Source organism: Variovorax sp. V118 (assembly GCF_041154445.1).
In the GTDB taxonomy this organism is placed as follows: domain Bacteria; phylum Pseudomonadota; class Gammaproteobacteria; order Burkholderiales; family Burkholderiaceae_C; genus Variovorax; species Variovorax boronicumulans.
In genome coordinates, this window is record NZ_AP028663.1 from 7090209 (window position 1) to 7107572 (window position 17364).

The following is a 17364-nucleotide window of genomic DNA, read 5'->3' on the forward strand; positions in this document are numbered from 1 at the left end:
CGATTACTCCCCGTTTGCAAAGATCCAGCACCGTCAGGCGGCGCAAACGGTCCGCCGCCTGGGTTGGCTGCTACATGGCCCCGCGGGTCGCTTCGCTGACGCCCGCCTTGGCCAGAACAACTGAAATGTTATCCCGTCCGCCATTGTCGTTTGAAATTGCAACCAAAAGTGAAGCCATCTCCTTCAGCCCCAGATCACGGCTCAAAAGCGTGAAAAGCTGCGCATCCGGCACCATCTCGCTGAGCCCGTCGGAGCACAGCATGTACAGGTCGCCCGGCCTGGCACTGTGCTCGTGCATCTCCAGCAACACCTGGGCTTCCACGCCCACGGCCCGCGTCACGAGGTTGCGGGTGGGGGAGTTCAGGGCCTCTTCGGGCGTGATGGCGCCCGCGTCGAGCTGCTGCTGGCGCAGCGAATGGTCGCGCGTGAGTTGCTCCAGCTTGTTGTTGCGCAGGCGGTAGCAGCGCGAATCGCCGATGTGGCCGACGACCACGCGCTGGGGGCGGAACGCCGCCAACACGAGGGTCGTGCCCATGCCCCGCAGTTCTTCGTGGGTGATGCCCGCCTGGAGGATGGCGCCGTTGGCCTCGTCGGTGGCCGCCTGCAGCGCACGCCGGACCACGCGGGCGGGCGCCTGCATGCCGGCCTGGGCGAACCAGCGGCCGAAGCTCGCGTGCATCAGCGAAATGGCCATGGCACTGGCCACCTCGCCGCCCTTGTAGCCGCCCATGCCGTCGGCCAACAGCGCCAGGCCGAGGGCCGGGTCGACATGCACCGCGTCTTCGTTGTGGGCGCGCAGGCGCCCGACATCGGTCAGCGCCGCAAACTCCCAGCTCAGCGCCGGTCGACTGGAGAAAAGGGAAACGCCAACACCTGCCATCGTTTGTCAGCGCTCGCTTTTTAAGGGATCAGTGCGCAGCAGCGCGTGCGCGCCGCTGCAGGAAGCGGCCCAGGGCCACGACGAGCACCGCGCCGGCGATCGCGCCCACGTAGTGCATCCAGGGGTTGGCCGCCAGCGCCTCGTGCAGCGACACGTCGCTCACGATGGTCTCGCCGCCGACCCAGCCGATCAGCGCGGCGCCCAGCATGACGATGATCGGGAAGCGTTCCATGAGCTTGATCATGAGCGTGCTGCCGAAAATCACCAAGGGGATGCTGATGGCCAGGCCCAACACCAGCAGCACCATGCTGCCTTGCGCGGCGGCCGCCACGGCGATCACGTTGTCCAGGCTCATCACCAGGTCGGCCAGCAGGATGGTCCGCACGGCCGCGAACATGCTGCCGTATTCCTTGGACTCGCCGTCGCCTTCGTCTTCCTCGCTGAGCAGCTGCAGGCCGATCCACAGCAGCAGGGCGCCGCCGATGATCTGCAGGTAGGGCAGCGCCAACAGCTTGGCCGCCACCACCGTCAGCACGATGCGCAGCACGACGGCCGCGCCCGAGCCGAACAGCACGGCTTTTTTCTGTTGTGCGGGCGGCAGCGATCGCGCCGCCATGGCGATCACGACGGCGTTGTCGCCCGAGAGGATGATGTTGATCCAGACGATCTTGATCAGACCGATCCAGAAGTCCGTGCTTTGAAGAAGTTCCATGTCTCTGATTCCACTGTGTTGTAGTTAAAAAAGCGCCCGCAACTCAATGCGGGCGCTTTTTCATTTCTGCGTGGTAATGCGAGCGGCGGGAATGCCGCCAGCGGTGGGTGTGCTTTTTACAGCTTGCCCTTGAGCAGCTTGGCCAGCTCCGAGAAGTTGCGCGTCACGGTGAAGCCGCACTCTTCCATGATGGCGAGCTTGGCTTCGGCCGTGTCGGCGCCGCCCGAGATCAGCGCGCCGGCGTGGCCCATGCGCTTGCCGGGAGGGGCAGTGACACCGGCGATGAAGCCGACGACCGGCTTCTTCATGTTGTCCTTGCACCAGCGGGCTGCGTCAGCCTCGTCGGGGCCGCCGATTTCGCCGATCATGATGACGGCGTCGGTGTCCGGATCGTCATTGAAGGCCTTCATCACGTCGATGTGCTTCAGGCCGTTGATCGGGTCGCCGCCGATGCCGACTGCCGACGATTGGCCCAGGCCGATTTCCGTCAGTTGAGCCACGGCTTCGTACGTCAGCGTGCCCGAGCGCGAGACCACGCCGATGCGGCCCTTGCGGTGGATGTGGCCGGGCATGATGCCGATCTTGATTTCGTCGGGCGTGATCAGGCCGGGGCAGTTCGGGCCCAGCAGCAAGGTCTTCTTGCCGCCGGCCGCTTCCTTGGCCTTCATCTTGTTGCGCACTTCGAGCATGTCGCGAACCGGGATGCCTTCGGTGATGCAGATCGCCATGTCCAGGTCGGCTTCGACAGCTTCCCAGATGGCGGCCGCGGCGCCTGCCGGCGGCACGTAGATCACCGACACGGTGGCGCCGGTCTGCGTGGCGGCTTCCTTCACCGAACCGAAGATCGGGATGTTGAAGATCGACTCGCCGGCCTTCTTCGGGTTCACGCCGGCCACGAAGGCGTTCTTGCCGTTCGCGTATTCCTGGCACTTCTCGGTGTGGAACTGACCGGTCTTGCCGGTGATGCCTTGCGTGATGACTTTGGTGTCTTTGTTGATGTAGATCGACATGACTTGTTCCTTAGGCCTTCTTGACTGCTGCCACGACCTTCTGGGCCGCGTCCGCCATGGTGTCGGCGCTGATGATCGGCAGGCCCGACTCGGCCAGCAGCTTCTTGCCTTCGACTTCGTTGGTGCCCTTCATGCGCACGACCAGCGGCACTTGCAGGTTCACGGCCTTGCAGGCTGCGATCACGCCGGTGGCGATGGTGTCGCACTTCATGATGCCGCCGAAGATGTTCACGAGGATGGCTTCCACGTTCTTGTTCTTCAGCATGATCTTGAAGGCTTCCGTGACCTTCTCGGGGGTGGCACCGCCGCCCACGTCCAGGAAGTTGGCCGGCTCGCCGCCGAACAGCTTGATGGTGTCCATGGTGGCCATGGCCAGGCCGGCACCGTTCACCAGGCAGCCGATGTTGCCGTCCAGCGAGATGTAGGCGAGGTCGAACTTCGAGGCTTCGACTTCGGCCGCGTCTTCTTCGTCGAGGTCGCGCAGGGCCACGATTTCGGGGTGGCGGAACAGCGCGTTGCTGTCGAAGTTGAACTTGGCGTCCAGCGCCATGACGTTGCCCTTGCTGTCACGGTTGAGCGGGTTGATCTCGACCAGCGAGGCGTCCGTCTCCATGTAGCAGGTGTAGAGCTTCTTCAGGATGTCGACCGTCTGGACGGTCGAATCGGCCGGCATGCCGATGCCGTCGGCGATTTCCTTGGCTTGCGCGTCGGTCAGGCCGTCCTTCGGATCGGCGTAGACCGTGATGATCTTCTCGGGAGTGGAATGGGCCACTTCCTCGATGTCCATGCCGCCTTCGCTCGAAGCGATGAACGCGATCTTCTGCGTCGCGCGGTCGGTCACGGCCGAAATGTAGTATTCCTTGTTGATGTCGGCGCCGTCTTCGATGTAGAGGCGACGCACCTTCTGGCCGTCAGGGCCGGTCTGGTGGGTCTTGAGCTGCATGCCGAGGATCTCGCCAGCCAGCTTCTTGACGTCTTCGATCGACTTGGCGACCTTGACGCCACCGCCCTTGCCGCGGCCACCCGCGTGGATCTGGGCCTTGACGACCCAGACCGGGCCTCCAAGCTTCTGGGCGGCCTCGACCGCCTCCTGAACCGTATAGGCCGGGATGCCGCGCGGCACCGGCACGCCGAACTTGGCAAGGATTTCCTTGCCTTGGTACTCGTGAATCTTCATGAGGGATGTCTCTCGGAAGGAGGAGGTTGAGAACGGGAGATCGGGAGTGAGACTGTTGTTTCTGCTCTGTTGTTCGCGGGCGACGGCAGCCTGACGGCTGGGGGCGGCGAACAACCGCGGACTGTATCATGGTGCGCCGCACCAATACTTGATGCGCGGTTGCGGTCAATACGTACTTTCTTCTAGCCACCCTACGCATACTCCGATATGGCCAAGGTTTTCATCGACGGCGAAGCCGGCACCACCGGCCTGCAAATTCGCGAGCGGCTGCAGACGATGCCGCAGATCGAGCTCGTGAGCATCGCGCCCGAGCTGCGCAAGGACGTGGCCGCCAAGCGCGAGCTGATGGCCGGCGTCGACCTCGTGGTGCTGTGCCTGCACGACGACGCGGCACGCGAGTCGGTCGCGCTGATCGACCAGCTCCCGGGCAAAAAGCCCAAGATCATCGACGCCTCGACCGCCCACCGCATCGCGCCGGGCTGGGTCTTCGGCTTCCCCGAACTCGTCGAAGGCCACTGGCAGGCCGTGGCCAAGGCCGACCGCGTCGGCAACCCCGGCTGCTACGCCACGGGCGCCATCGCCATGGTGCGCCCGCTGATCGACGCGGGCCTGCTGCCGGCCGATTTCCCGGTGTCGCTGCCTTCGGTGAGCGGCTACTCCGGCGGCGGCCGGACCATGATCGAGGACTACGAGGGCGGCAAGGCGCCGCTGTTCGAGACCTACGCGCTGGGCCTGAAGCACAAGCACATCCCCGAAATCATGACCTACACCGGCCTCACGCGCCGCCCGGTCTTCATTCCGTCGGTGGGCAACTTCAAGCAGGGCATGCTGGTGCAGTTGCCGCTGCACCTCGACCTGCTGCCCGGCAAGCCGAAGGCCGGCGACCTGCAGGACGCCCTGGCCGCGCACTATGCCAAGAGCAACACGCCCGAGCAGTTCGTGAAGGTGCTGCCGCCGACCGACGACGGCAAGCTCGACGCGCTGGCGCTCAACGACACCAACCAGCTCGAGATCCGCGTGTTCCCGAACGAGGACCACCGCCACGCCGTGGTGATCGCGCGCCTGGACAACCTGGGCAAGGGCGCCAGCGGCGCCGCGGTGCAGAACCTCAAGCTGATGCTGGCGCTCTGAGCCCCCGCTTCAAGCGCTGACAAGAAGGAAAGGCCGGCCCGCAAGGACCGGCCTTTTTGCTTTCAGTCGGCCCGCATCGTGCCCGTGTCGCGGTAGCGCACGTGCCACGAAAACGCCTCTTCGAGCCGGTGCGGCGTGTGGCCGCCGCAGGTCGCCACAGCACGCGTGTAGTAATCCTGCAGCATCGCGCGGTACGGCTCGGCCGCGCAGTTGGCGATGATCGCCGCCGCCCGCTCGCGCGGTGCCAGCCCGCGCAGGTCGGCCAGGCCCACCTCGGTGACCAGGATGTCGACGTCCTGCGGCGCATGGTCGACGTGCGACACCATCGGCACGATGCTCGACACCGCGCCCTGCTTGGCGACCGACTTGGTCGCGAAGATCGACAGGTAGGCGTTGCGCGCGAAGTCGCCCGAGCCGCCGATGCCGTTCATCATGTGCGTGCCCAGCACGTGGGTCGAATTGACGTTGCCGTAGATGTCGGCCTCCAGCGCCGTGTTCAGCGCGATGATGCCCAGACGCCGGATGATCTCCGGGTGGTTGCTCACCTCCTGCGGCCGCAGCACCAGCCGGTCCTTGTAGCGGTCGAGGTCGCCGAACACCTGCCGCGCCTTCGCGGGCGACAGCGTGATCGACGAGCCCGAGGCGAAGTCCAGCTTGCCGGCGTCGAACAGGTCGAAGGTCGAGTCCTGCAGCACCTCCGAGTACATCGTGAGGTGCTCGAACGGCCCCGCGCCCAGCCCCGACATCACCGCGTTGGCGACCGTGCCGATGCCCGCCTGCAGCGGCAGCAGCCGCTCGGTGAGCCGGCCCTGCGCCACCTCGCGCTCGAAGAAGGCCACCAGGTGCGCCGCGATGGCCGCGGTCTCGGCGTCCGCCGGCAATACCGTGGAGGTGCTGTCGGCCTTGTCGGTGATGACGATGCCCAGGATCTTCTCGGGCGGGATCTCGATGGCGCTGGTGCCGATGCGGTCGTGCGGCGCCACCAGTGGCATCGGCTCGCGTTGCGGGCGGTGCTTCGGAATGAAGATGTCGTGCAACCCTTCGAGCGCGGTCGACTGCGAGGTGTTGATCTCGACGATCACCTTGTCGGCCAGGATCGCGAAGCTCGCGCTGTTGCCGATCGAGGTGCTCGGCACCAGCGCGCCGGTCTCGGTGATGGCCACGGCTTCGATGATCGCGATGTCGATCGGCGGAATCTGCCGCGTGCGCAGCATCTCGACCGTTTCCGACAGGTGGTGGTCGATGAACATCACCTCGCCGCGGTTGATCGCCTGGCGCAGCACGGTATCGACCTGGAACGGCATGCGCCGGCTGATGGCGCCGGCCTCGGTGAGCTGGCGGTCCACGTCGCCGCCGAGCGAGGCGCCGGTCATCAGCGTGATCTTCATCGGCTCGCGGCGCGCGCGGGCCGCGAGCGCCAGCGGGACGGCCTTGGCGTCGCCGGCGCGCGTGAACCCGCTCATGCCGACCACCATGCCGTCGCGGATCCATTCGGCGGCGGCCTCGGCGGTGGTGATCCTGCTGCGCAGGGCGGGCAGGCGGATGCGGTCTTCGTGCGGCATGGGGGACAAAACGTCTTTCTTTCGTCAGGCAGGGAAAAGAAAAGCCGGCACCGCGCGCGCGGCGGGTGTCAGCGCAGGAAGTAGTCGACCGGCACCAGCGGCGCCGGCGCCGGGGCGCCCACCGACTGGCACAGGTCGATCTCGAGCGTGCGGCACAGGGCCTCGAGCGGCAGGTCGTTCGACTCGGTGCCGAAGGGCTCCTCGATCTCGTCGCCGAGCGCGTCCAGGCCGAAGAAGGTGTAGGCCACGATCAGCACCACCACCGGTGTCATGAACCCGACCGAGTCCACCAGCCCGAAGGGCAGCAGGTAGCAGTACAGGTACGCCGTGCGGTGCAGCAGCAGGGTGTACGAAAAAGGAATGGGCGTGCTGAGGATGCGCTCGCACGACGCGGCCGCCGCACTCAGCGCCGACAGCGTGCCGTCGACACCCGCCGCCAGCGCCGGGTCGATGCGCCGCGCGCGCAGCGCTTCGCGCAGGTCGGCGCCCATGTGCATCAGCAGCGCATGCGGCCGGTTGGCGACCTGCGTCAGACCCTGCCACTCCGCCTCGCGCAGGAAAGGTTGGGTGTCAGCCGCGGCGTCGGTGCCGCGCAGCTGGTGGCGCAGCGCATGGGCGAACGCCGCGGCGCGCAGGGTCATGCGCACGCGCAGGTCGTCCAGGCGGCGGACGGTGTCGGCGCCGGCGTTCACCGGCGCATCGCCGTCGATGAGGCTCTGGCACTGGCGTGCCAGGTTGCGCGAACGCAGGATCACCTCGCCCCAGAGCTTGCGCGCCTCCCAGAAGCGGTCGTAGGCCGCGGTGTTGCGAAAGCCCAGGAAGATCGCCAGCGGCAAGCCGAGCAGCGCGAAGGGCACGGTGCCGAGCGGAATCTTGATGGAGCCGAAGCGCCCGTGCAGCACCGTGACGACGATGGCCACGATCACGTTGAGCGTCAGCGCCGCGGCGATGCGCGGCAGGACGGAGCCCCGCCAGGACAGAAACAGCTTGAGCCCGGACGGGCGTTTCCGGACGATCATGAAAGCGGGGGGCAGGGGAGACAGGCAGGCATGGAGGCCGCGCACACCGCAAGGCCCGCGCGGGCGCTGATTGTCGCCGAGGCGTCAGCGCCGCAGCAGCTGCACGCCTCAAGACCGACGAAGACGGTCGGGCTCAGCGCACGAGCCACAGCCCCACGCCCAGCAGGACGGCCTGCGCCACCAGCGCGATGTAGAAGAGCTTGCGCGAGGGCGTCGCCATCTCCTGCAGCACCTCGTGGATGCGGCGCGTGAGCAGGGCGCGCAACGCGGGGTCTTCGCCCGTCGCCGGCGTCGTCGCACCGTGCGCGGCACGCTCCTGCTGCCACTCGGCCAGCATGTCGCTCAGGGGCAGGCGGCCCAGCACGAAGCCGACCACCGCGCGCACGGCCCGGCCTTCGCCGAGCACCGGTGCGAGCTGCTGGCAGAGGGCGTCGGGCGAGAGCCAGTCGGCCACGCGCTGCAGGCCGCCGTGGGTGCGCGGCATGGCTTCGATGCGGCCCGCGATGGCGTCGCCCAGCCGCTGCGACACGGCCTCGCCGCGCGCCGCGACCAGGTGCTGCATCGCGCGGGCGCGGCCCCGCTGCACGCCGAGCAAAAAGTACACACCGACGAACAGCGACAGCAGCACGGCCACCAGCAGCGGCGGCGACATGATCAGCGCCAGGATGGCGCCCGCGCCACCGGCGCGCGCCGCCGGGATGCCCGGGCCCTGCAGCTGGCTCAGGTAGTAGAAGAACACGCCGCCGCCGAGAAACAGGCCGATCAGCGCGCCCTTGATGGCCGAGCCGGCGAAGGCGAAGCCGGCCTTGGCGCCGGTGCGAACGAGTGACTGCGGGTGGGCGGGTGGCGACGACATGAAGGGTTCCTCCGGTTTTTCTGGAAAGCCGCCTCCTGCGAGGCCGGTCGCTGGCGATCATGCCACCGCCTTCCCGCACCATAATCGCGCCACACAACAACGAGGAGGATCGTCATGGGAACCGTCAAGTTTCAGAAACCGACCGGCGCATTCGTCGCCGCATCCTGGGCCGCGCTGATCATCGGCGCCATCGTGTACCTGCTCGGGCTGTGGAATGCCGCGATGCAGCTCAACGAGAAGGGCTACTACTTCACCATCCTCATGTACGGCCTGTTCTCGGCCGTGTCGCTGCAAAAGACGGTGCGCGACCGGCTCGAGGGCATCTCGGTCACCGGCATCTACTTCGGCCTGTGCTGGGTCTCGCTGCTGCTGTCGGTGGGCCTGCTGTCGGTGGGCCTGTTCAACGCCTCGCTGGCCGCGAGCGAAAAGGGCTTCTACGCCATGGCCTTCCTGCTGAGCCTGTTCGGCGCGGTGGCGGTGCAGAAGAACGTGCGCGACATCGCCGCGTACAAGGCCGAGAACCCGCTGGCCGACGACGTCACGGCCACCGAGTAAACCAGGCCGGGCTCAGCCCGCCTCGAGCAGGCGGCGCAGGGCCTGCAGGTCGCGCGCGATCCATCCGGCATCGCGTGCAAAGGCCGCATCGTCCATGTGCGGCTGGCGCAGCAGCGTGAACTGCAGCTCGCACACGCCAGGCGCCACGCCGATCACGCGAAACGGCAGGTAGACCTCGGGCACGCCTTCGGGCGCCACCCAGTGGTCGAGCACGCCCAGGTCGTTGGGCGGCGCAAAGCGCATGCGGGCCTCGCCGCTTTCGGGCGTGCGCACGATCCAGTGGTCGCCGTGCGACACCAGCGCGCTCTTCGCGAGGCCGCTGGCCCAGTCGGGCAACCGCTTCGGGTCGGACGCGAGTGCGTAGGCGTCGCGCCATTCGCAGTGCACGCGCTGCGTGATGACGCGGGACAGAGCCGCGTCGCCTTCATTCGCCGTTGGGGTCGTCGCTTGGGTCATCGAAGTCGCTCCTGAGCACCTTGGACACGACGGCGCCCGAGAAACCGCGCGCCATCAGGAATCGCATCTGTTTCGCGCGCTCCTTCGCATCGGCGGGCGGCGCGTCGAAGCGGCGGCGCCACAGGGCCGTGGCGCGCTCGACTTCGGTCTCCTGCAAGCCGGCCACCGCCTGCGCGATGGCTTCGGGCGCGATGCCCTTGGCCTGCAGCTCCTGCTTCACGCGCAACGCGCCCGAACGGGCGGCGCGCTGGTGCAGCACCGAGGCGACGACGCGCGGCTCGCTGATGAAGTCCTTGGCCGCCAGCTCGTCGAGCGCCTTCGCCAACGTGCCGGGCTCTTCCTCGTGCTTGGCCAGCTTGCGCTCCAGCTCCGCGCGCGAATGCTCGCGCTGGCTCAGGAGGCGCAGGGCGCGGCCTTTGAGGGAGGGGGCGCTGAAGGCCATTCGGGGGTGGTGGGTCGCTCAGGCGGCCCACGCAACACGCGAAGGCCGCTTCGTCTCACTTACTCCGCCGCCTTGTCGGCCTTCGATGCCTTGGCGGGCTTCTCGGCCTTCTCGGGTTCGCTGCCGGCGTCGGCCGCGAGCAGCGGAATGCCCAGCGACTCGCGCACCTTGTTCTCGATTTCGCGCGACAGGTCGGGGTTCTCGCGCAGGAATTCGCGGGCGTTGTCACGGCCCTGGCCGATCTTCTCGCCGTTGTAAGCGTACCAGGCGCCCGACTTGTCGATGATCTTGGCGTTCACGCCCATGTCGATGATCTCGCCCTCGCGGCTGATGCCTTCGCCGAACAGGATGTCGAACTCGGCCGTCTTGAACGGCGGGCTGACCTTGTTCTTCACCACCTTCACCTTGGTTTCGTTGCCAATGGCTTCGTCGCCCTTCTTGATGGTGCCGATGCGGCGGATGTCCAGGCGCACCGAGGCGTAGAACTTCAGCGCATTGCCGCCGGTGGTGGTTTCGGGCGAGCCGAACATCACACCGATCTTCATGCGGATCTGGTTGATGAAGATGACCATGCAGTTGGTCTTCTTGATCGTGGCCGTGAGCTTGCGCAGCGCCTGGCTCATCAGACGGGCCTGCAGGCCGGGCAGCGAGTCGCCCATTTCGCCTTCGATTTCGGCCTTGGGCGTGAGCGCGGCCACCGAGTCGACCACGATCAGGTCGACGGCGCCCGAGCGCACCAGCGAATCGACGATTTCGAGCGCCTGCTCGCCGGTGTCGGGCTGGCTGATCAGCAGGTCGGACAGGTTCACGCCGAGCTTCTGGGCGTACTGCACGTCGAGCGCGTGCTCGGCGTCGACGAAGGCGCAGGTGCCGGCCTGCTTCTGCATGGAGGCGATCACCTGCAGCGTGAGCGTGGTCTTGCCCGAGGATTCCGGGCCGTAGATTTCAACGACGCGGCCACGGGGCAGGCCGCCGACGCCCAGGGCGATGTCCAGGCCCAGCGAGCCGGTGGAGACCACCTGGATGTCTTCCAGCGCCTCGCCTTCGCCCAGGCGCATGATCGTGCCCTTGCCGAACTGCTTTTCGATCTGGGCCAGCGCGGCCTGCAGGGCCTTGGCCTTTTCACTGTTGGCGACCGAGATGCTTGCGCCCTTGACGACTGCGTCCATGTGGAAATCTCCTTGAATATCAACGGTTTGTGTCGGGGTTCATCCATCTGCTTTTAACCACAGGCTGGATGCTTGAACAGTAGTGTAGGGGCTCATGGCGATTCTCAAACCCACTTTAAAGTCAGTTTGCCTTACCATCTGAGGCCATGGCCGACCCCGCCTTTCCCACCGATCCCGACGCCTGGCGCCAGACCCACCTGGGCCGCCTGCTGGGCCATGCGATGCGCCGCTTCGACGAGCGCGTGCTGGCGCTCATGGCGCACGACATCGACGTGCCGCTGGCGCTGTCCAACCTCGCGGCGCGCGCGCAGGTGAGCGCGGCACACATCCACATCACGCGGCACCTGGCGCGCGAGGGCTCGCGCCTGACCGAGCTGGCCGATCGCGCCGGCATGACCAAGCAGGCCATGGGCACGCTGGTCGACCAGTGCGAGGCCTGGGGGCTGGTCACGCGCGGGCCCGACCCGCTCGATGCGCGCGCGCGGCGCGTGCTGTTCACGGCCGACGGGCTGGCCTGGCTGGACGCCTTCCGCCGCGCCGTGACGCAGACCGAGCGCGAGTTCCGCGCCAGCGTGGGCGACGAGATCGCCACCGTGGTAACCATCGGACTCGAAGCCTACACAGCGGGCTAGACTCGCGTTGAGACAAATGTGAACTGCGCCGGCATGGCGCCTGAATCCGCCGGAGGTGGCTCATGCGAATACTGATTGCCGAAGACGACCAGGTGCTGGCCGATGCCCTGCTGCGCAGCCTGCGCACCTCGGGTGCGGCGGTCGATCATGTGGCCAACGGCTCGCAGGCCGACACCGCGCTCATGACCCACAGCGAGTTCGACCTGCTGATCCTCGACCTCGGGCTGCCCAGCCTGCACGGCATCGAGATCCTCAAGCGCCTGCGCGCGCGCGGCTCGCAGCTGCCGGTGCTGGTGCTCACGGCGGCCGACAGCGTGGAAGAGCGCGTCAAGGGCCTGGACCACGGCGCCGACGACTACATGGCCAAGCCCTTCAGCCTGCAGGAGCTCGAGGCGCGCGTGCGCGCCCTCACGCGGCGCGGCATGGGCGCCACCAGCAACGCGATCCGCCACGGCCCGCTGGTCTACGACCAGGCCGGCCGCGTGGCGACCATCGACGGCAAGATGATCGAGCTGTCGGCGCGCGAACTGGGCCTGCTCGAGGTGCTGCTGCAGCGCGCCGGCCGGCTGGTCAGCAAGGACCAGCTGGTGGACCGGCTGTGCGAATGGGGCGAAGAGGTGAGCATCAACGCCATCGAGGTCTACATCCACCGCCTGCGCAAGAAGATCGAGAAGGGACCGGTGCGCATCGCGACGGTGCGCGGGCTGGGCTACTGCCTCGAGAAGATTCCCGGTTGAGCGTGCCCCGCCCGCGCGAAATGCCGTCAGGGCTGCTTGCGCAGATTGACGAGCAGCGTGGCGCCGGTGTTCGAACGGATCAGGAACATGAGGCTGCGGAAGTAGCCGTTGCTGTCGTACACGCCCGCCGGCACCAGCCCGATGATGGCCGGCCCGGCATAGCTGCCGGTGGCGGCGGGGGTGAGCTTGCAGTCGTTGGTGCTGGCCGTGGCGGCATTCACGGCCTTCAGCGTGAGGCTGTACATGTTCTTGGCCGAGCCGGGCTGCGCCAGGACGACGGTGCCCGAGAGCGTGCACTGGCCGATCTGCACGCCGCTCGTGCTGCCAGTGAACACGCCCTGGCCGTCGACCTGCACCGTCACGCCCAGGCTCGGGCTGCTGTCGGTGTTGGACCACGTGCCGGTCATGCTCGCCTGCGACACCGCCAGCGCGTTCTCGATCGTGTAGGCCAGCGGGCCGACATCGGACGGCCTGCGGTTGTCGTAGGCGTAGGTGCCATCCACCGACTTCTTCGGCGTGAAGGTGCCCGAGCCCGTCACCGGATATGCGTTGGGCGGAACATACAACTCGGTGTCCGGGTTGAACGACCAGTCGAGCCCCGTGACCTTCAGCGAACCCCACATCGTGCCCCCGAGGAAGCTGCCTGCCAACGAACCGTTGGTGCCGACGAAGGCAATGCCTCGCACGCCCGCGTAGATGCCTTCGCTGTCATTGCCCACCGCGGCGGTGGAGCCGGGCTGCGGCGCACTCAGCGAGGGCGACGGCTCGGAGCCCGGCACAGCGGCGCGGTTCTCGGCCGGTGCGGGCGCGGGCGCCGGGGCCGGGGAGGGCGCGGGTGCGGGCGCCGGAACCGGTGCGATCGGCAGCATCGGCATGCCACCGCCGCCCCCGCCACCTCCACCGCCGCATGCAGTCACACCCACGCTGGCGGCCAACACGGTCGCGGCCATCCAGAGCGGCTTGGGGCAGCCGCCCACGGTCTTTTGCTTCATGATTTCTCCCTGATGTTTTTGAATTGCAGAAACTGCACGTCAAGGCTACAACCAGTCACACCTTGTCAATGAAACGTCACACCTGCGAATCGCAGTACTAGTTCACGCTCGCCCGCGTTCTTTCGTCTTGCCAGGAACTCCCTTGAAGCTCTTCCAGCGCGCCCAGCGCTCCCTGTTCGGCGAGATCCTCGACTGGATGCTCACGCCGCTGCTGCTGCTCGTGCCGGTGAGCATCGGCGTGACCTGGCTGGTGGCGCAGGGCATCGCCAACGCGCCCTTCGACCGCGCACTGGAGCACAACGTGAAGGTGCTGGCCGAGCTGGTCACGGTGAAGCACGGGCAGACGCAGTTCGTGCTCTCGCAATCGGCGCGCGAGATCCTGCGGGCCGACGACGCGGGCCACATCTACTACCAATTGCTCGACGGCCACGGCACGCTGCTGCACGGCGAGCGCGACCTGCCGCAGCCCAACGTGGACGACCCGCCCGGCACCAACGTGGTCCTGCTGCACAACAGCACGGTGCACGGCCAGCCGGTGCGCGTGGCCTCGCTGTGGATTCCCAGCGGCAGCGAAGAAGTGCCGCCGTCGCTGCTGCAGCTGGCCGAGACGCGCGAGAAGCAGGCGGTGCTCGCCACCGAGATCATCAAGGGCGTGCTGCTGCCGCAGTTCGCGATCCTGCCGCTGGCGGTGCTGCTGATCTGGCTGGCGCTGGTGCGCGGCATCAAGCCGCTGTCGGTGGTCGAGGCGCGCATCCGCGAGCGCCGCCCGGGCGACCTGAGCCCGCTCGACGAGTCCTCGGTGCCGCTCGAGGTGGTGCCGCTGGTGTCGTCGGTGAACGAGCTGCTCGACAAGCTCAACGACTCCATCTTCACGCAGAAGCGCTTCCTGGCCGACGCCGCCCACCAGCTGAAGACCCCGCTCGCGGGCCTGCGCATGCAGGCCGACCTGGCGCAGCGCGAGGGCGCCAACGCCGACGAATTGAAGCAGTCGCTCAAGCAGATCGGCCGCGCCAGCGTGCGCGCCACGCACACCGTGAACCAACTGCTGTCGCTGGCGCGCGCCGAGGGCACCAGCGCCATGACGCACTGCCAGCCCTGCGACCTCGCGCGGCTGACCATCGAGGTGGTGCGCGAGGCCGTGCCGCGCGCGATCGAGAAGCGCATCGACCTCGGTTACGACGGCGTCCAGGCCGGCGCGCCCGGCGTGATGGTCGACGGCAACCCGACGCTGCTGAAGGAGCTGGTGCGCAACCTGGTCGACAACGCGCTCAACTACACGCCCTCGACGCCCGAGCGCCCCGGCGTGGTCACGGCGCGCGTGCTGGCCGACCCCTTCGGCCACGTGCAGCTGGTGCAGGTGGAAGACAACGGCCCCGGCATCGCCGAGGCCGACCGCGAGCTGGTGTTCGAGCCCTTCTACCGCGTGCTCGGCAACGAGGCCGACGGCTCCGGGCTGGGCCTGCCGATCGTGCGCGAGATCGCCAACCAGCACCGCGCACGGGTCAAGCTCGAAGACGCGCACCCCGGCAAACACCCGCCGGGCGCGCTCTTCACCGTGCGCTTCGAGGAGGCCCCGTCGGAATGAATCCGCTCGACACGCTGCGCCAACGCTTCCTGGAAATCCGCCTCGACACCGACGTGTCGGACATGTTCGACTTCGGCGCCGATCTGCTGGAACAGGATTCAGCCGAGGCGCTCGCCTTCCACTACACGCTGCTGCACGACACCGGCATGGACAGCGAGCTCTACGACTGGCTGTGCCGCAAGTTCGGCGAGCGCGGCGACGAAGCCGAAGACCACCTGCTCGCGCAGTTCGACCACGAGCCCGACCCGGCCATGCAGGCCACGGTGCTGCAGATGCTCGGCGGCTTCAAGTACCGCAAGGGCCGACGGCTGAAAGAGACCGCGGCCCTGGCGCGCGCCGCGCTCGCGTCGCCGCACGACGAGCTGCGCTGCAAGGGGCTGTGGGTGATCGGCTGGCTCGGCGGCACGACGGACATCGCCAAGGTCGTGCCGCTGCTCGCGCACGATGCCATCGCCGCGAACCGCCGATGGGCCGCGAGTGCGCTGATGCAGATCGTGTTCAGCCGCCGCAGCGCCGCGCCCAAGGCGCTCGAGCCCTTGCGCCAGGCGCTCGACACCGAGACCGATCCAGCCGTGCTGGGCGGCATCCTGGTCGCGGTGCAGGAAATCGCGGGAAAGAAATTCGGCCTGAGCTCGAGCTCGCACGAGCCGCCGTCCGAAGAAAAGCTGCAGGCCGCCTTGGCCAAGGCGCGGCGCATGTTCGCGCGCGCGGCTGCTGCCTGACCGGGTCAGGGCGCGGGCGTGCCCGAAGGCTTGGCTTCCTTGCGGATCTGCAACCACTCGGGGTGGATCTGCCGCGCCATGCGCTGCGGCTCGCGCTCGTCGAGCGCCGCGGGTGCGAGCCCAAAGCCCGCCAGGTCGCCGCGCGTCCACAGCCAGTAGCCCGCGTTGGCGGCGAGCAGGGCGATGAGGACCAGGCGCAGCTTCATGCCCTCGCTCAGAAAGACATGCCGCGCGGGCGCACGCTCACTTCGTCGCTCGAGATCAGTTGCAGGCCGGCGTCGGTGCGCACCTGCAGCTCGCCGCCCCAGGCCACGCCTTCGCACAGGCCGGCGGTGCCGTCGCTGAGCGTCACCTCGCGCCCGCGCAGCACGTCGCGCGCCGCAAAGCGTTCGGCAAAGGGCGCGAAGCCGTGGGCCTCGAAGGCGAGCACGCTGCGCACCAGCGGCTCGGCCAGCGACAGCAGCACCTCGGGCGCGGACGCGTCGGGCTGCCACTGGCGCAGCCAGGCCGGCGGCGTGCGCATGCCGTCGCCCTCGCGCGGGCCGATGTTGATGCCGATGCCGACCACGAGGTAGCGCGCGGCGTCGGGCCGGGCCGTCTGCGGCATCGCGGTTTCGATGAGGATGCCGACCAGCTTGCGGTCGTTCACCCAGATGTCGTTGGGCCACTTCAGGCCGACCTGGTGCGCGCCCGTCGGGTCGAGGCTTTCGGCCACGCTCACGCCCACGGCGAGCGACAGGCCCGACCAGTCGGCCGGCGCCAGCGGCATGCCCAGCGAAAAGGTGAGGGAGGCGGGCGCCTCGGGCTGCTGCGCGCTCTGCCAGGGGCGGCCGAGACGACCGCGCCCCGCCGTCTGGCGCTCGGCCACGAGCAGCACGGGGTCGGTGCGGCCGGCACGCGCGCGGCGCATCAGCTCGGTGTTGGTGGAATCGATTTCGGCCACGGCCTCGACCGCGAAGCCGGGCAGCAGCGGCGCGACCGTCGCGGCGATCCGGTCTTCGAACCAGGCGCTGGCCGGCGTCGTGCCCATCGTCAGTCTCCGGCGGCGGCCGGGGCGTCGCCCTTGGACTTCTTCTTGCCGTCGGCCTTTTTCTTGTCGGCCTTCTTGTCCGCTTTTTTCTTCTCGGCTTTCTTTTCAGCCTTCTTCGCTTCCTTGGCCTCGGCCTTCTTCTTCTCGGCTTTTTTCTTGGCCTTCTTCTTTTTCTTCTTGTCTTTTTCCTCGTCCTCGTCCTTGGGCGTCAGCAGCGTGCCGCGGCACATCTCGGAGCCGCACCAGCACGGAAACTCGGACAGCAGCTTCTCGGTGTACGGCTCGTCGATGATCAGGCCGTAGTCGTAGTTCAGTTCCTCGCCGGCAGCGATGTTTCTCAGGGCCTTGATATAAACGCGCCCATCGACTTCGTCAGCCTCGCAGTTCGGCTCGCACGAGTGATTGATCCAGCGCGCGTCGTTGCCCTTCACGTTGCCGTCGATCACGCGGCCGTCGTCGATGTGGAAGTAGAAGGTGTGGTTCGGCTGGGTCGGGTCGTGCGGGTGGCGGCGCAGCGCCTCTTTCCAGCTGATGACCTCGCCCTTGTATTCGATCAGCGTTTCACCTTCGGCCAGGTCCTGCAGGGCGAACACGCCGTTGCCGTGGACGTCCGAGCGGCGCATCTGGATGCGCCGGCCACCGGAGCGCGTGGCGGCGGAGCGCGCCTCGGGCTCGGTCACGGGGGCGGCTTCCTTGT

Annotated in this window: 20 protein-coding genes; 6 read left to right on the forward strand and 14 right to left on the reverse strand. The window is 67.8% G+C overall.

Translation table 11 applies throughout. From position 1 onward, the window contains the following. Positions 1-70: 70 nt before the first annotated feature. The 4 genes from ACAM52_RS33130 to sucC all read right to left on the reverse strand — a co-directional run bounded on the left by ACAM52_RS33130 (position 71) and on the right by sucC (position 3779). Complete coding sequence (locus ACAM52_RS33130; RefSeq protein ID WP_070063289.1) at positions 71-880, reverse strand: Stp1/IreP family PP2C-type Ser/Thr phosphatase; 810 nt, start codon at positions 878-880, stop codon at positions 71-73. A 28-nt stretch (positions 881-908) separates the two neighbouring features. After that, entirely contained in the window at positions 909-1592 is a 684-nt protein-coding gene (locus ACAM52_RS33135; RefSeq protein ID WP_062475329.1) for a TerC family protein, read from the reverse strand. Positions 1593-1708: 116 nt separating this feature from the next. After that, complete coding sequence (gene sucD / locus ACAM52_RS33140; RefSeq protein WP_056575184.1) at positions 1709-2602, reverse strand: succinate--CoA ligase subunit alpha; 894 nt, start codon at positions 2600-2602, stop codon at positions 1709-1711. 10 nt (positions 2603-2612) lie between these two features. Further along, positions 2613-3779 (reverse strand): ADP-forming succinate--CoA ligase subunit beta, encoded by a 1167-nt coding sequence (gene sucC / locus ACAM52_RS33145; RefSeq protein ID WP_369645654.1) that lies wholly within the window; start codon positions 3777-3779, stop codon positions 2613-2615. Between the two features lie 207 nt (positions 3780-3986). On the opposite strand from sucC, the gene argC reads away from it, so the two are divergent. Further along, positions 3987-4910, forward strand: coding sequence for an N-acetyl-gamma-glutamyl-phosphate reductase (argC, locus tag ACAM52_RS33150; RefSeq protein ID WP_369645655.1), 924 nt, complete (start codon positions 3987-3989; stop codon positions 4908-4910). Positions 4911-4972: 62 nt separating this feature from the next. Here the strand turns inward: argC and ACAM52_RS33155 are convergent, their stop codons facing one another. The 3 genes from ACAM52_RS33155 to ACAM52_RS33165 form a co-directional block, all read right to left on the reverse strand. Further along, positions 4973-6472 carry a succinate CoA transferase gene (locus ACAM52_RS33155; protein WP_369645656.1) on the reverse strand — a complete coding sequence of 500 codons (1500 nt, stop codon included), beginning with the start codon at positions 6470-6472 and terminating at the stop codon, positions 4973-4975. Positions 6473-6540: 68 nt separating this feature from the next. Beyond that, the gene (locus tag ACAM52_RS33160) at positions 6541-7491 is read right to left on the reverse strand and encodes a bestrophin family protein (RefSeq protein ID WP_369645657.1); all 951 of its coding nucleotides are present in this window, start codon (positions 7489-7491) and stop codon (positions 6541-6543) included. A 133-nt stretch (positions 7492-7624) separates the two neighbouring features. Continuing rightward, on the reverse strand, positions 7625-8347 hold the full coding sequence (locus tag ACAM52_RS33165) for a hypothetical protein (RefSeq protein ID WP_369645658.1): 723 nt from the start codon (positions 8345-8347) through the stop codon (positions 7625-7627). Positions 8348-8461: 114 nt separating this feature from the next. Here ACAM52_RS33165 and yiaA point away from each other — a divergent pair, with 114 nt between their 5' ends. Then, positions 8462-8902: an inner membrane protein YiaA gene (gene yiaA / locus ACAM52_RS33170; RefSeq protein ID WP_369645659.1), complete on the forward strand. Its 441-nt coding sequence runs from the start codon at positions 8462-8464 to the stop codon at positions 8900-8902. Positions 8903-8914: 12 nt separating this feature from the next. On the opposite strand, the gene ACAM52_RS33175 is transcribed toward yiaA, so the two are convergent. The 3 genes from ACAM52_RS33175 to recA are packed head-to-tail and all read right to left on the reverse strand — an operon-like array spanning position 8915 to position 10969. Then, positions 8915-9358: an SRPBCC family protein gene (locus ACAM52_RS33175; protein WP_369645660.1), complete on the reverse strand. Its 444-nt coding sequence runs from the start codon at positions 9356-9358 to the stop codon at positions 8915-8917. Beyond that, a complete protein-coding gene (gene recX, locus ACAM52_RS33180; RefSeq protein WP_095747317.1) occupies positions 9327-9800 on the reverse strand; it encodes a recombination regulator RecX in 474 nt (157 codons plus the stop codon). The genes ACAM52_RS33175 and recX overlap by 32 nt, the downstream gene beginning before the upstream one ends. Before the next feature lie 59 nt (positions 9801-9859). After that, a complete protein-coding gene (recA, locus tag ACAM52_RS33185) occupies positions 9860-10969 on the reverse strand; it encodes a recombinase RecA (RefSeq protein WP_062482792.1) in 1110 nt (369 codons plus the stop codon). Between the two features lie 146 nt (positions 10970-11115). On the opposite strand from recA, the gene ACAM52_RS33190 reads away from it, so the two are divergent. Together ACAM52_RS33190 and ACAM52_RS33195 are read left to right on the forward strand one after the other, a co-directional pair. Further along, positions 11116-11601: a MarR family winged helix-turn-helix transcriptional regulator gene (locus tag ACAM52_RS33190; protein ID WP_369645661.1), complete on the forward strand. Its 486-nt coding sequence runs from the start codon at positions 11116-11118 to the stop codon at positions 11599-11601. Positions 11602-11663: 62 nt separating this feature from the next. Continuing rightward, complete coding sequence (locus tag ACAM52_RS33195; protein ID WP_056575150.1) at positions 11664-12338, forward strand: response regulator transcription factor; 675 nt, start codon at positions 11664-11666, stop codon at positions 12336-12338. A gap of 26 nt (positions 12339-12364) precedes the next feature. Here ACAM52_RS33195 and ACAM52_RS33200 read toward each other — a convergent pair whose 3' ends face one another. Next, on the reverse strand, positions 12365-13330 hold the full coding sequence (locus ACAM52_RS33200; protein WP_185993769.1) for a hypothetical protein: 966 nt from the start codon (positions 13328-13330) through the stop codon (positions 12365-12367). 142 nt (positions 13331-13472) lie between these two features. Between ACAM52_RS33200 and ACAM52_RS33205 the strand changes: the two genes are divergently transcribed. Together ACAM52_RS33205 and ACAM52_RS33210 are read left to right on the forward strand one after the other, a co-directional pair. Further along, positions 13473-14915, forward strand: a complete 1443-nt coding sequence (locus ACAM52_RS33205) for a sensor histidine kinase N-terminal domain-containing protein (protein WP_369645662.1) — start codon at positions 13473-13475, stop codon at positions 14913-14915. Further along, on the forward strand, positions 14912-15637 hold the full coding sequence (locus ACAM52_RS33210) for a HEAT repeat domain-containing protein (protein ID WP_307637722.1): 726 nt from the start codon (positions 14912-14914) through the stop codon (positions 15635-15637). Before ACAM52_RS33205 ends, ACAM52_RS33210 begins: the two co-directional genes overlap by 4 nt. Positions 15638-15642: 5 nt before the next feature. On the opposite strand, the gene ACAM52_RS33215 is transcribed toward ACAM52_RS33210, so the two are convergent. The 3 genes from ACAM52_RS33215 to ACAM52_RS33225 are packed head-to-tail and all read right to left on the reverse strand — an operon-like array spanning position 15643 to position 17290. Continuing rightward, positions 15643-15843, reverse strand: a complete 201-nt coding sequence (locus ACAM52_RS33215) for a hypothetical protein (protein ID WP_062480380.1) — start codon at positions 15841-15843, stop codon at positions 15643-15645. Positions 15844-15851: 8 nt separating this feature from the next. Further along, positions 15852-16667, reverse strand: coding sequence for a biotin--[acetyl-CoA-carboxylase] ligase (locus ACAM52_RS33220; RefSeq protein WP_369645663.1), 816 nt, complete (start codon positions 16665-16667; stop codon positions 15852-15854). Between the two features lie 2 nt (positions 16668-16669). After that, positions 16670-17290 (reverse strand): SET domain-containing protein, encoded by a 621-nt coding sequence (locus ACAM52_RS33225; protein WP_095747777.1) that lies wholly within the window; start codon positions 17288-17290, stop codon positions 16670-16672. Positions 17291-17364 lie beyond the last annotated feature (74 nt).

Coding starts and splice junctions, on each gene's coding strand:
- ACAM52_RS33130 (WP_070063289.1), bottom strand. CDS start 880: ATGGCAGGTGTTGGCGTTTCCCTTTTCTCCAGTCGACCGGCGCTGAGC.
- ACAM52_RS33135 (WP_062475329.1), bottom strand. CDS start 1,592: ATGGAACTTCTTCAAAGCACGGACTTCTGGATCGGTCTGATCAAGATC.
- sucD (WP_056575184.1), bottom strand. CDS start 2,602: ATGTCGATCTACATCAACAAAGACACCAAAGTCATCACGCAAGGCATC.
- sucC (WP_369645654.1), bottom strand. CDS start 3,779: ATGAAGATTCACGAGTACCAAGGCAAGGAAATCCTTGCCAAGTTCGGC.
- argC (WP_369645655.1), top strand. CDS start 3,987: ATGGCCAAGGTTTTCATCGACGGCGAAGCCGGCACCACCGGCCTGCAA.
- ACAM52_RS33155 (WP_369645656.1), bottom strand. CDS start 6,472: ATGCCGCACGAAGACCGCATCCGCCTGCCCGCCCTGCGCAGCAGGATC.
- ACAM52_RS33160 (WP_369645657.1), bottom strand. CDS start 7,491: ATGATCGTCCGGAAACGCCCGTCCGGGCTCAAGCTGTTTCTGTCCTGG.
- ACAM52_RS33165 (WP_369645658.1), bottom strand. CDS start 8,347: ATGTCGTCGCCACCCGCCCACCCGCAGTCACTCGTTCGCACCGGCGCC.
- yiaA (WP_369645659.1), top strand. CDS start 8,462: ATGGGAACCGTCAAGTTTCAGAAACCGACCGGCGCATTCGTCGCCGCA.
- ACAM52_RS33175 (WP_369645660.1), bottom strand. CDS start 9,358: ATGACCCAAGCGACGACCCCAACGGCGAATGAAGGCGACGCGGCTCTG.
- recX (WP_095747317.1), bottom strand. CDS start 9,800: ATGGCCTTCAGCGCCCCCTCCCTCAAAGGCCGCGCCCTGCGCCTCCTG.
- recA (WP_062482792.1), bottom strand. CDS start 10,969: ATGGACGCAGTCGTCAAGGGCGCAAGCATCTCGGTCGCCAACAGTGAA.
- ACAM52_RS33190 (WP_369645661.1), top strand. CDS start 11,116: ATGGCCGACCCCGCCTTTCCCACCGATCCCGACGCCTGGCGCCAGACC.
- ACAM52_RS33195 (WP_056575150.1), top strand. CDS start 11,664: ATGCGAATACTGATTGCCGAAGACGACCAGGTGCTGGCCGATGCCCTG.
- ACAM52_RS33200 (WP_185993769.1), bottom strand. CDS start 13,330: ATGAAGCAAAAGACCGTGGGCGGCTGCCCCAAGCCGCTCTGGATGGCC.
- ACAM52_RS33210 (WP_307637722.1), top strand. CDS start 14,912: ATGAATCCGCTCGACACGCTGCGCCAACGCTTCCTGGAAATCCGCCTC.
- ACAM52_RS33215 (WP_062480380.1), bottom strand. CDS start 15,843: ATGAAGCTGCGCCTGGTCCTCATCGCCCTGCTCGCCGCCAACGCGGGC.
- ACAM52_RS33220 (WP_369645663.1), bottom strand. CDS start 16,667: ATGGGCACGACGCCGGCCAGCGCCTGGTTCGAAGACCGGATCGCCGCG.
- ACAM52_RS33225 (WP_095747777.1), bottom strand. CDS start 17,290: ATGCGCCGCTCGGACGTCCACGGCAACGGCGTGTTCGCCCTGCAGGAC.